Source organism: Arthrobacter sp. D5-1 (assembly GCF_017357425.1).
Lineage (GTDB): Bacteria > Actinomycetota > Actinomycetes > Actinomycetales > Micrococcaceae > Arthrobacter.
The window spans coordinates 790,553-802,565 of the sequence record NZ_CP014571.1 but is presented as its reverse complement, the minus strand read 5'-3'; the positions used below and the strand labels follow the sequence as shown (position 1 = coordinate 802,565).

Below are 12,013 nucleotides of genomic sequence, written 5' to 3'. Positions count from 1 at the left end.
CAGGCTCCTTCGCCGCCACCGATGCGCACGTCACCACCGGCGTCGTGACGTCCTGGACCGCCAGGCCGATCAGCCGAGGTTTTCCTTGAGCAACGCACGGTGCTCGACGGCGGCAGTTGAGTGGAGTGCGCGGCCGGCGTCCGTCAATTCCAGGAACAGGGAGCGGCGGTCGTCAACGCAGGTTTGGCGCGAGACCAGGCCTGCTTTTTCGAGCCTGTCCACCACCTTGGAGACGGCGCTCTGCGTCATGGGGGTGCGCTCTCCCAGTGCCTTCATCCGGCATGCCGATTCTTCGCTTTCAGCCACGAGATCCAGGATTTCGAACTCGTTAAGGCCAATGTCGAACTTGGCTTCCAGCGCGCGGTCGATAGCTCCCGCGGTTCGGAAGTAGGAGTTCTGGATGCTGCGCCACTGCTCAACCAGTTGACGGTCACGCGTCGTTGCCATGTGCCGATTCTAGTTCATTACGCGATTTGAATCCACGTCATAAAATTCTGCGTCATCCAATGACATGTCATCGTAGTCCTTGTCATTGTATGACGCGTCATATAGATTGAGGCGCATGACATCACCCACCACCCTCAAAACTTCCGCCGAGCCACCCTTGGTCTCAGCCGTCCATTGGACCCGGGCGCAGTGGCTGCTGCTGATGGTTGTCTGCACCGTCTTGGCCCTCGACGGGCTGGACGTTTCCATGGTTGGCGTTGCCCTGCCGTCCATTGGACAGGAACTCAATCTCGGAACCGATTCCCTGCAGTGGATCGTTTCCGCCTACGTCCTGGGCTACGGGAGCCTGTTGCTCCTTGGCGGCCGGCTCGCGGACCTGTTGGGCCGCCGTCGCATCTTCCTTATTGCTTTGACCGTTTTCGCCGCGGCGTCGCTCCTGGGCGGGCTGGTGGACGACCCCGCCATCCTGATCGCCACCCGGTTCATCAAGGGACTTGCGGCTGCCTTCACCGCGCCCACCGGCTTCTCCATCATCACCACCAACTTCGCGGAGGGACGCGAGCGCAACAAGGCGCTGTCCATCTTCACGACGTTCGGTGCCAGCGGCTTCTCGTTGGGCTTGGTGGTGGGTGGCCTCATGACCAGCCTCAGCTGGCGCTGGACGTTCCTGGTTTCGGTGCCGATCGCGGTGGTGGTTGTCCTCTTGGGCATGAAGTTCATCCCCAAGGACAAGCCCTCCGTTGAGGACAGCGGGCACGACGTTTGGGGCGCCGTCACCCTCGCACTGGGCATGCTTGGCCTCGTTTACACCTTGGTTTCAGCACCGGAACAGGGCTGGGGATCTGTGGCAACAATCGCCGGATTCGCAGTTTCCGTTGCCGTGCTGGCAGCCTTCGCGGTGATCGAGAACAAGGTCAAGCACCCGCTGATCCGCTTCAGCATCCTTAAAGAAGGCTGGGTGGCACGGGCCAACCTCAGCGCGGTGGGGTTGTTCGGGTCTTACCTGAGCTTCCAGTTCATCGTCACCATGTACCTGCAGGCGGTGCTCGGCTGGACGCCGCTGGGCATGGCGTTGGCCTTGCTGCCCGCCGGGCTCTTGGTTGCGACCAGCGCGCCGTTCGCGGACAAGCTCATCGAAAAGTTCGGCGCCACCCAACTCATCCTCACCGGACTCACAGCCCTGGGATTGGGCTACGTCCTGTTCCTCCGCGTCGGCACCACGCCCAATTACGTGCTGGATATCCTGCCGTCGGTGGTCCTGCTGGGAGTCGGGTTTGCGCTGGCCTTCCCGTCCATCAACGTACAAGCGACCGCCGGGATCAAGGATTCAGAACAGGGACTGGCGGCTGGCCTGATCCAGACCAGCACACAAGTTGGAGCCGCACTGGTTCTGGCAGTCACCACAGCGTTGGTCAGCGGCCACGGCCAAGCCGCCGGAACTGTCAGCGCCCAAGCCATGCTGGAACAGTACCGGCCGGGACTGATCCTTAGTGCCGCCGTCGCCATCGCCGCCCTGCTGGTGGCAGCGGCTCCCTCCCGGCGCCGCATCCGCGCCTGAGCCCCGGGTTTGTGGACAGATAAAGCCCTGATGCATCCGTCATCAGGGCTTTATCTGTCCACAATCTGCTCTGTACACCTCCGCCAAATGGAGGTCTCATGGGATCTATGAGGAATTACCTCACGGAGTACAGGCACGAACTGCAGCGCACCTTCACGGGAACGTCGGGCACGCCTCCGGAGTGGGTGCCGCGGCTCGCAGACGGCAACGACGCCGGATATCACCTCCCGGGGTCGGCCGTCTGGGCGGTGCACGGCCACGTGGCCACCATCGTGGCGGGCATCCGCGTCCTGCTGATGCAGGCCCTCCATCCCGGCGCGCTCGCTGGCGTCTACGAACACTCCGGCTTCCAGAAGGACCCCTTGGGGCGTCTCGCGAACACCGTGCGGTGGATCTTCACGGTAACGTACGGCTCCACGGAGGCCGCCGAAGCCGCGACCGCCCGGGTCCGGAAGATCCATGAGCGTGTCCGGGGAACCTACCGTGACGGACAGGGCGTGGAGCGCGAATACGCCGCCAACGATCCCGAACTCCTCCGCTGGGTCCACGTCACCTACGCGGACTCCTTCCTCACTGCCAACCGGATCTGGGGCAGGGCCATCCCGGGCGGCCCCGATGCCTACGTCCGCGAATGGGCAGCGGCAGGACGACTCATGGGAGTTCTGGACCCGCCACTCACCGAGGCCCAGGTCCGTGACGAACTGGAGCAGTGGTACGCCTCGGGGATACTCCGGGCCGATGAGCGGCTTGCCGAGACGGTGTCCTTCATCCGCTATCCTCCCCTGAGCCCACTCCTCAAGCCCGGTTACCGCATACTGTTCGCGGCCGCCGTCGCAAGCCTTGAGCCCAAGTACCGGGACTTGCTCGGCCTCCGGCCCGCCAGGCTTGGCCCCGTGCCCTTGCCGGCCATCCTGGCGGCGCGTGGCGTGTTGGGGATGGTCCGATTCGCCCTGGGCTCCCACGGTCCCAGCGAGCAAGCAGCGCTGCGCAGGCTGCAAAGGCTGGGCTACGCCGAGGCCTGAAGTGCCTTTCGCCGAGGGGCTGGCTCTCAACCCTTCGCTCTTCGCCGAGGGGTCAGATCTCAACCCTTTGAGCCTCCCATAAAGGCGAAAGCCAACCCCTCGGCGGGGACCCCCGTGGTGGGGACTTCGCCGAGGGGCTGGCTTTCAACCTTTTGGTGCGTGCTTAGTGCCGAGAGGTCACCCCTCGGCGCACAAACTAGATCAGGTGATCCGACAGGTGGTTCGGTGTGCCGAAGCGGTGGGCCGTGATGGAAACGGCCTGCTCGCGGAGGAACGGCAGCATCTCGATCCGGCCTGCCTGGGTCACCGCGCCGTGGTAGACAGCCACATCCGGACGGCCGCCCATCGCTGCGCTCAGCGCTGCGAAATCGCCACCGATCAGGCGGATCCGGCCGGCGTCGAAGTTGGCCGCACGGCCCAGCCACGCGGCGTCGTCCTCGATCCGGACGCTGACGCCCAGGTTCGCGAACACGGTCACAACGGCATCAGGAAGTACGACGGCGGAGCTCACCTTGAGGGCCGAGCCCGCCACTGCTCCGGCTGCTGCCACGCGCAGCAGGTCAGCGAGCCGCCCACCTTCGGAGAGGCGGATGGTGACCGGGAGGGAGCGGTAGCGGAAGACGTTGCGCTCTGCGGAGAGGGCGGAGACGTCCTTGCGGGTGCCGAACTCGGATTCCCAGGCTGCGGCGTCGCTGAAGAGCGACTGCTGCAGGGTCTGGAGTTCTTCAGCGGTAACGTCGGCGGACTTTGCAGCAGCGAGGAGCTGAGCGGCTGCGCCCTGGAGCACCGTGCCGCGCTTGGCCTTGGCTTCGGCGGGGAGCCAGCTGCCCAAGCCGATCAGGTAGTTCGGTCCACCGGCCTTGGTTCCGGCACCGACTGCCGACTTCTTCCATCCACCGAACGGCTGGCGCTGCACGATTGCACCGGTGATGCCGCGGTTGACGTACAGGTTTCCGGCCTGGATGGTGTCCAGCCAGACGCCCATTTCAGCGGAGTCCAGGGAGTGCAAGCCGGCGGTGAGGCCGTACTCAATCTCGTTCTGGATGGCGATGGCTTCCTCCAGGGTCTCTGCGGTCATGACACCCAGGACCGGGCCGAAGAACTCGGTCAGGTGGAAGTAGGAGCCGCGCTTGACGCCGGAGCGGATGCCCGGGGACCACAAACGGCCGGTTTCGTCGAGGCGCTCGGGCTTGATGGCCCAGGTTTCGCCGTCGCCCAGGGTGGTGAGGGCATTGAGGAGTTTGCCGTTGGCCGGTTCGATGATCGGCCCCATCTGCGTGGTGGCGTCCTCCGGGTAGCCCACGGTCAGGGAGCGTGCGGCGTCGATCAGCTGGTTGTGGAAGCGGGCGCTCTTGGCAACCGAGCCCACCAGGATCACCAGGGATGCGGCGGAGCACTTCTGGCCCGCGTGACCGAACGCCGAGTACACAACGTCCTTGGCAGCGAGGTCCAGGTCAGCGCTCGGGGTGACGATAATGGCGTTCTTTCCGGAGGTCTCCGCGAGCAGCGGCAGGTCCTGGCGGAAGGAGCGGAACAGCTCGGCGGTTTCGTAGCCGCCGGTGAGGATGACGCGGTCAACGCTCGGGTGCGAGACCAGCTGGGTGCCAAGGTCACGCTCTTCGAGCTGCACCAGGGCCAGCACGTCGCGAGGCACGCCGGCTTCCCAGAGGGCATCCACCATGACGGAACCGGAGCGGCGGGCCTGCTTTGCAGGCTTGATCACGACGGCGGAGCCTGAGGCGAGCGCTGCGAGCGTCGAGCCTGCGGGGATCGCCACCGGGAAGTTCCACGGCGGGGTCACCACGGTGAGGTTGGCTGGGACGAACGTGGCGCCGTCGACCGTTTCCAGGTCCTTGGCGCGCTCGGCGTAATAGTGCGCGAAGTCGATTGCTTCGCTGACCTCGGGGTCGCCTTGGTCGATGGTCTTCCCGGTCTCCGACGCCATGACTTCCAGGAGTTCAGCGCGGCGGGCTTCAAGGATGTCGCCGGCGCGGTGCAGGATCGCTGCACGCTCCGCGGCGGGACGGGCGCCCCATGCCTTGCCATATTCCACGGCGGTAGCGATGATGCGGTCCAGCTCGGCTGCGTCGGAAACCTTCGTGGACTCGACAATCTTGTTGCCTGCGGTGGAACCGGGAATCCGCTTGAGGATGTCGCGGCCCCAGGCACGGTTGGCCGGGAGGGCAGGGTCGGTGTCAGGCGTGTTGCTGAAGCCCTCGAGAGGGGCAGGCTCGGCCGGGAGGCGGCGGTCCTGTTTGCGGTTAGGGCCGGGAACTTCGTCCGTCATTCCGGCGAGGGAGTCCAGGAAGCGCTGCTGCTCGCGCTCGAACAGGGCTTCATTTTCGCTCAGTTCGAAAACGGCCGACATGAAGTTTTCCTGGCTGGCGCCCTCTTCGAGGCGGCGGATCAGGTAAGCGATGGCGACGTCGAACTCGCCCGGGTGGACCACCGGCGTGTAGAGCAGGAGGCTGCCGACGTCCTTACGGACTGCGGTGGCCTGGCCGGTTGCCATGCCCAGGAGCATCTCGAATTCGATGGCTTTCGGTCCCTGCTGGGCAATCCCACGCTGCTTGGCGAGCAACCACGCAAAGGCGACATCGAACAGGTTGTGGCCTGCGACGCCGATGCGGACCGCGTCAATGCGCTCCGGAGTGAGGGCGTAGTTGATGACGTTCTTGTAGCTGGTGTCCGAGTCCTGCTTGGTGCCCCACGTGGCCAGCGGCCAGTCATGAAGGGAAGCTTCAACCTGCTCCATGGGAAGGTTGGCGCCCTTGACCACACGAACCTTGATGGGGGCGCCTCCCTGGGCGCGGCGTGCGGTGGCCCATTCCTGCAGTTCCTGCATGGCACCGAGCGCGTCGGGGAGGTAGGCCTGGAGGACGATGCCGGCTTCCAGGTTCTTGAACTCCGGCATGTCCAGGATGCGCTTGAACACCGCGATGGTCATGCTGAGATCCTTGTATTCCTCCATGTCCAGGTTGATGAACTTGGGCTTGGGGAAGGACGCGGCAAGGCGGTACAGCGGGGTGAGCTTCTCCACCACGTGGTCGACGGCTTCGTCGAAGGCCCACGGGGAGTGCGGTGCCACGGTGGAGGACTCCTTGATGGAAACGTAGTCCACGTCATCGCGGGCCAGGAGTTTCAGGGTGCCTTCCAGGCGACGCTGCGCTTCGTGCTCGCCCAGGACGGCTTCGCCGAGGAGGTTCACATTCAAGTGCACACCGTCCTGGCGGATCTTGGCGATGGCCGGGCCGAGCTTGGCGTCAGTGGCGTCCACGATCAGGTGGCCCACCATTTCGCGGAGCACGCGGCGGGCGATCGGGATAACTACCTGCGGGACGATCGGAGCCATGACGCCACCTACGCGGACCGCGCTGCGCATGTACCACGGGAGGAATTTGGGGACCTTGGGTGCCAACTCTGCGAGTTTACGGCCGGCGACCGACAGGTCCTCGGGGCGGATGACGCCGTCGACGAATCCAACCGTGAAGTCCAGGCCATTGGGGTCTTTCAAAACGCCGGCGAGGCGCTGGGCGGAGACATCCACGGGGATCTTGCCGGCTTCTGTGAGCCAGTGGCGGACCAAGGCGATGGCTTCCTGCGCCAAAGCATCGAACTGTCCGGAATCCTGGCTGCTCGGGGCGGTGGCATCCGGGATGGTGCTGGTCATGGGGGCTCCTTCTGGGACGGAGAAGTTTGTTTGTTTCCATCAGTATGGATCTACAATCACGTTAGGAAAAGCGATCTTTTCTGACGAATATTGATTACCCATCCCGATCTTTTGGAGGCCCCCGTGCTGGACGTCCGCAGGCTGCGTTTACTGCACGAGTTGAAGATCCGCGGGACCCTCGCGGAGGTGGCCGATGCCATGCAGTACAGCCCATCTTCGGTGTCCCAACAGTTGACTCTCCTGGAGAAGGAAGCCGGCGTGGAATTGCTGCGCAAAGCGGGGCGTCGCGTGCAGCTGACGCCACAGGCAGAGATCCTCGTGGCACACACGGCGGCGCTGCTGGAAACGCTGGAGCGTGCGGAAACCGAGCTCGCCGCCTCGCTTTCCATGGTCACGGGAACGGTTCGCTTGGCCGTCTTCCAGTCCGCGGCCCTGGCCCTGCTGCCGGATTTCCTCACCATCATGCGGCACGAGTATCCCGAGGTGCGCGTGGAAATGACCCAACGCGAGCCCGAGACTGCCCTCTACGAAACATGGGCACGGGACTTCGACCTTGTGGTGGCCGAGCAATACCCCGGCCACGCTGCTCCGCACCACAGCGGGTTGGACCGCGTCACCCTCACCAGCGACGCCATCCGCCTGGCCACTCCCCCGGTGGGACTCGGCGGCGAAACGGTATCGACGCTCGCGGACACCGCGTTGATGCCGTGGGTCATGGAACCCCGCGGCGCAGCCTCAAGGCACTGGGCAGAGCAAGCCTGCCGGTCCGCGGGCTTCGAACCCGACGTCAGATACGAAACGGCCGATCTCCAAGCGCAGATCCGGCTCATTGAATCCGGGAATGCCGTGGCACTCATGCCGGACCTTGTGTGGACCGGGCGCTCGCGTACCGTTCAACTGCTGGATCTCCCGGCCCTGCCAAAGCGCACCGTGTTCACCTCCACCAGGACAGCAGGCCGCATCCACCCCGCAACCGCGGCCTGCCGCGAAGTATTGGAAAGGGTGGCAGCGGCGCAACAACAGGACGCCGAGCAGCACGCGGACGCGGGCTGAGGCCGCGGACTAGCTTCAGGAAACGCAAAAGGCCCCAGTCCAAGGACTGGGGCCAACCGCGGAGAATGGGGGATTTGAACCCCCGAGGGCGTTAACCCAACACGCGTTCCAGGCGTGCGCCATAGGCCGCTAGGCGAATTCTCCTTGCTTCCGATTCGAAAGCAGATACTACTGTACCTGAGAATTTCGGCAACGTGTAATCGGGCCGAATGACCACCCCTGGAAGGCCTCGGAAACACGTCCGTTAACGGAAAAATGGACGCCCCCAACGCGCCCATTCTTGCGGTACATCGTTGAGCTGCCGGGTCCGGCCCCTCGCTCCCAGGCCCCGCAGCTCACAATCTTGAGATTGCCCCAATCGGTGTACATACCCATAGTCCGCTGTGATACCGGCTTTTGCAATGGTTGAGACCTGTTTGTAGCCGAAGTTTATTGACAGGATGTTCCCATGACGCAGCTCCACGCCTTGGTCGTTTACGTTCCTGAGACGCATATCGAAGAAGTCCTCCTGGCCATTGGCGACGCCGGCGCCGGGCGGATCGGCAACTACTCCCACTGCGCCTTTACGTCGCCAGGTACTGGCCGCTTCACGCCCCTGCCCGGAGCGCGACCCTCCGTAGGTGAGGTGGGGATTGAGGAGCAGGTGCCGGAAACCCGGGTCGAGTGCGTGGTGGAGGAGGACATGCTCGACGGCGTGGTGCAGGCCCTGCGGGCCGCCCACCCCTACGAGGAACCGGCTTTCATGACGTGGCCGGTGAATGGGTGGCGGTGATTCACGCAACCCAGCCACCCGCCGTCGAGCCTTATCCACAGGCCTTCAGGCCGATTCGAACCCCAACCCAAGTTCGGGTAAGCTTGTCGACGGCCCCTCATGTGGCGTCATCCTGTTGAACTCCCCCAGGACCGGAAGGTAGCAAGGGTAGATGGGCTCTGGCGGGTGCATGAGGGGTCACTTATTTAAATGTCAGTCTCTATAGGTAGGTTTCACTTGTGACTGTTACAACTGCCCTGTATCGAAGGTATCGCCCGGACTCTTTCGCGGACGTTATCGGGCAGGAACACGTCACGGAGCCGCTGATGACGGCGCTCCGCAAGAACCGCGTGAACCACGCCTACCTCTTCTCCGGCCCCCGCGGCTGCGGCAAAACCACTTCTGCCCGCATCCTTGCCCGCTGCCTGAACTGCGCCGAGGGACCCACCGACACCCCTTGCGGCAAGTGCCCCAGCTGCATCGAACTTGCACGTGGTGGTTCCGGCTCCCTGGACGTCATCGAGATCGACGCCGCCAGCCACGGTGGCGTTGACGACGCGCGGGATCTCCGCGAACGCGCAACCTTCGCCCCGGTCCGCGACCGCTACAAGATTTTCATCATTGACGAGGCCCACATGGTCACGTCGGCCGGCTTCAACGCGCTTCTGAAGATCGTCGAAGAGCCGCCGGAACATATCAAGTTCATCTTCGCCACCACGGAGCCGGACAAAGTCATCGGGACCATCCGCTCCCGCACGCACCACTACCCCTTCCGGCTGGTGCCACCCGAACCCCTGATGCAGTACCTCGAGCTTCTCTGCCAACAGGAGAACGTGCCGGTGGCTCCCGGCGTGCTCTCGCTGGTCATCCGCGCCGGTGGCGGCTCGGTCCGCGACACCCTGTCGGTGCTGGATCAGCTCATGGCTGGCGCCGGACCGAATGGCCTGGACTATGAACTCGCTGTGGCCCTGCTCGGCTACACACACGCTTCCTTGCTGGACGACATCGTGGATGCCGTTGCAGCCTCCGACGCCGCGGTGGTCTTCAAGGCCGTGGATCGCGTTATCCAGACCGGGCACGATCCCCGGCGATTCGTTGAAGACCTGCTGGAACGCTTCCGCGACCTCATCATCGTCCAGGCGATGCCCGAGAGCGCACAGGCGATCCTCCGTGGCATGCCCGCGGACCAGATCGCCCGCATGCGCAACCAGGCCACCAACCTGGGCGCTGCCGAACTCTCCCGGGCGGCCGACGTCACCAACACCGCCCTCACCGAGATGACGGGCGCCACCTCGCCCCGGCTGCACCTTGAACTGCTGTGCGCCCGAATCCTGCTGCCCAGCGCTGAGCAGACCGAGCGAGGCATCGCTGCCCGCATCGACCGCGTGGAACGTCGCCTGAATTACGCGGGCGACGGCGGCGCGCCGGCCGTTGCTGCCGGCCCGCCTGCTACGGCGGCTGCTGCGCCTGTTGCACAGCCGACGCCGGCCCCCGCCTCTGCGCCCGCGGCACCGGTTGCCGTTGAGCCCGCACCTTCCGTGCCGGCACCCGCTGCATCGGCACCTGCTGCGCCGGCTGCTTCGCCGCGGACGCCTGCTTCGGCACCTGCCGCTCCCGCGCCGGCCGCTGACGCCGGGTCGCGCGACGCCATCACAGCACCACGAGTGTCCACCAGCGACTGGCCTGTTGAGGACCGCCAGGCTTCCGGTCGTGCTCCGCAGGCTGCTGCACCTCAGGCTGCCCCCGCCCCGGCTGATCGCGTCCAGGCCCCCACCTCGCAGCCCAGTCCTGTTCAAGCGCCGGCGCCAGAACAGTCCCCGGCAGCACCACCTGTTCAAGCCCCACCGCAGGCAGCCCCAGCGCAATCGGCGCCCCAAGCTCCGCGGCCCGCTACCGCGGGAGGACCTGCTGGTTCTGGAGGAAGCGGAGATGTGGAGGCTCTGCGTCGCGCATGGCCCGACGTCTTGCAGACCCTGACCAAGATCAAGCGCAGCACGTGGGCGCTGGTGGAGCCTAACGCCCAGGTTGCCCAGTTCGACGGCCAGGTCCTGACTCTGGCATTCACAACGGGCGGCCTTGCGGGCGCCTTCGGCCGCGCAGACCACGCCGAGAACCTTCGCCAAGCGATCCACAAGACCCTTGGCATCGACTGCCAGATCGTGGCAGTCGCTGGCGGCAACAGCTCAGCGAGCTCTGAGCCAAACCCAAAAGCGCCTACTAGCCGGGAATCTCCGGCTGCTGCAGCACCAGCGGGCGCCCTGGCGTCGGCGCGTGCTGAATCCCCCGAGGCAGCAGCCGCAAACGTCACGTCGTCGCCTGCGGAAACAGCCTCGGTGCCGGCACCGGTGTCAGCTGTCGACTCCGCGTGGGGTCTGGCACCTGCTGCCGCACCAACAGCATCTGTTCCGGCAGCAGCATCCGTGCCAGCGAGGGCCACCCCTGCCCAGGCAGAACCCACAGCACCGGCACCCACAGTCCCAACGCCGGCTGCCCACATTCGGGAACCGGCTGTTTCAACGCAAGCACCGACCACGCCGACTCCCGCCTCAGCGCCGACTCCCGAGCCCTCCGGCGACTACTCGTACCCTGACGACGATTGGGGTCCGCCGCTCGACGAGGACGCTCCGCCCCTGGACGAAGAGCCACCTGCGGATTGGGAGCCCCCGTCGGGTTATGGCCAACCGAGTACTGCACCCGCGGCGCCTGCAACTGCGGCACCGACACCCAGTGTCCCCGCTTCCCCTTCGAGTGCCTCGGCGCCGTCAGCGGCCACCACGTCGGCCCCAGCACGCAGCGCAACTACGGCTGCATCTTCGCCATCAGCGGGCACCGCCAAGCCCACAGCATCGTCCGACGACCCGTGGTCCAGGGCCGTCGAGCAAGCGCCCGGTACTTGGGTCGTGGGCACAGAGTCCAACGTGGGCAAGAAACCCGCCGAAGCGGCCGAAGAAACCGCAACGGCGCCGGACGCTCCCGACTACGAGCCGGCCGCAGCCCAGGTTCCGGAAGCAACCACCGGCACCTACGGCCACCCGACCAACGCGGAACAGAACCCAAGTTCAAGCTGGGACGTCGCACCGGCGTCGAGCTGGCCCGCAACACAATCGATGCCCGAGCCCGTCAGCAGCGGCGCCCCCGCAGGAAGCAGCAACGCCGCCGCGCCGACCTGGCCCTCCTTGGCGACCCAACCAGAGGAAGCGCATGGTTCGGTCGCGACGCTGGAGGAGGCCGCGCCGTCGGGCAATCCGAATGGCCGCCAGAGCCTGTACCAGCGGTTGACCAACAGCCCCGAAGCCCAAGCGGGTCGTGTCCAGGCGCCGGTGAGGACGCAGGCGAAGCCGGACTCCGTGCCGGAGGACATCCCCAGCCCGGAGGACGAGACCATCGAGGAATCGAGGGTCTTTGGGCGGGCAGCTGTGGAGCGTATTCTGGGCGGAAAGCTGATCGAAGAGCGCGCCTTGGACGGTTCTCCCCTGCACAACCGCTGATTCCAGCATTGATTTCAACCAAAT

At 65.4% G+C, this 12,013-nt stretch carries 7 protein-coding genes, 1 tRNA gene and 1 other RNA gene; 6 read left to right on the top strand and 3 right to left on the bottom strand.

The annotated features are described in order from the left end of the window. Window positions 1–69: 69 nt before the first annotated feature. Window positions 70–447, bottom strand: a complete 378-nt coding sequence (locus AYX22_RS03840; RefSeq protein ID WP_172324606.1) for a MarR family transcriptional regulator — start codon at window positions 445–447, stop codon at window positions 70–72. A gap of 115 nt (window positions 448–562) precedes the next feature. Between AYX22_RS03840 and AYX22_RS03835 the strand changes: the two genes are divergently transcribed. Both AYX22_RS03835 and AYX22_RS03830 read left to right on the top strand, forming a co-directional pair. After that, window positions 563–2,005: an MFS transporter gene (locus AYX22_RS03835; protein ID WP_207596189.1), complete on the top strand. Its 1,443-nt coding sequence runs from the start codon at window positions 563–565 to the stop codon at window positions 2,003–2,005. A gap of 98 nt (window positions 2,006–2,103) precedes the next feature. Beyond that, complete coding sequence (locus AYX22_RS03830) at window positions 2,104–3,027, top strand: oxygenase MpaB family protein (protein WP_207596188.1); 924 nt, start codon at window positions 2,104–2,106, stop codon at window positions 3,025–3,027. Window positions 3,028–3,223: 196 nt separating this feature from the next. On the opposite strand, the gene AYX22_RS03825 is transcribed toward AYX22_RS03830, so the two are convergent. After that, window positions 3,224–6,697 carry a bifunctional proline dehydrogenase/L-glutamate gamma-semialdehyde dehydrogenase gene (locus AYX22_RS03825; RefSeq protein WP_207596187.1) on the bottom strand — a complete coding sequence of 1,158 codons (3,474 nt, stop codon included), beginning with the start codon at window positions 6,695–6,697 and terminating at the stop codon, window positions 3,224–3,226. Between the two features lie 123 nt (window positions 6,698–6,820). On the opposite strand from AYX22_RS03825, the gene AYX22_RS03820 reads away from it, so the two are divergent. Further along, on the top strand, window positions 6,821–7,750 hold the full coding sequence (locus AYX22_RS03820; protein WP_207596186.1) for a LysR family transcriptional regulator: 930 nt from the start codon (window positions 6,821–6,823) through the stop codon (window positions 7,748–7,750). A 59-nt stretch (window positions 7,751–7,809) separates the two neighbouring features. Here the strand turns inward: AYX22_RS03820 and AYX22_RS03815 are convergent. Then, a tRNA-Ser gene (locus AYX22_RS03815) sits at window positions 7,810–7,894 on the bottom strand. A 304-nt stretch (window positions 7,895–8,198) separates the two neighbouring features. On the opposite strand from AYX22_RS03815, the gene AYX22_RS03810 reads away from it, so the two are divergent. From AYX22_RS03810 to AYX22_RS03800, 3 genes are all read left to right on the top strand, one after another. Beyond that, window positions 8,199–8,522 carry a hypothetical protein gene (locus AYX22_RS03810; RefSeq protein WP_207596185.1) on the top strand — a complete coding sequence of 108 codons (324 nt, stop codon included), beginning with the start codon at window positions 8,199–8,201 and terminating at the stop codon, window positions 8,520–8,522. Window positions 8,523–8,610: 88 nt separating this feature from the next. Then, window positions 8,611–8,707, top strand: an RNA gene (gene ffs, locus AYX22_RS03805) — signal recognition particle sRNA small type. A 33-nt stretch (window positions 8,708–8,740) separates the two neighbouring features. Continuing rightward, window positions 8,741–11,989, top strand: coding sequence for a DNA polymerase III subunit gamma and tau (locus AYX22_RS03800; protein ID WP_207596184.1), 3,249 nt, complete (start codon window positions 8,741–8,743; stop codon window positions 11,987–11,989). Window positions 11,990–12,013 lie beyond the last annotated feature (24 nt).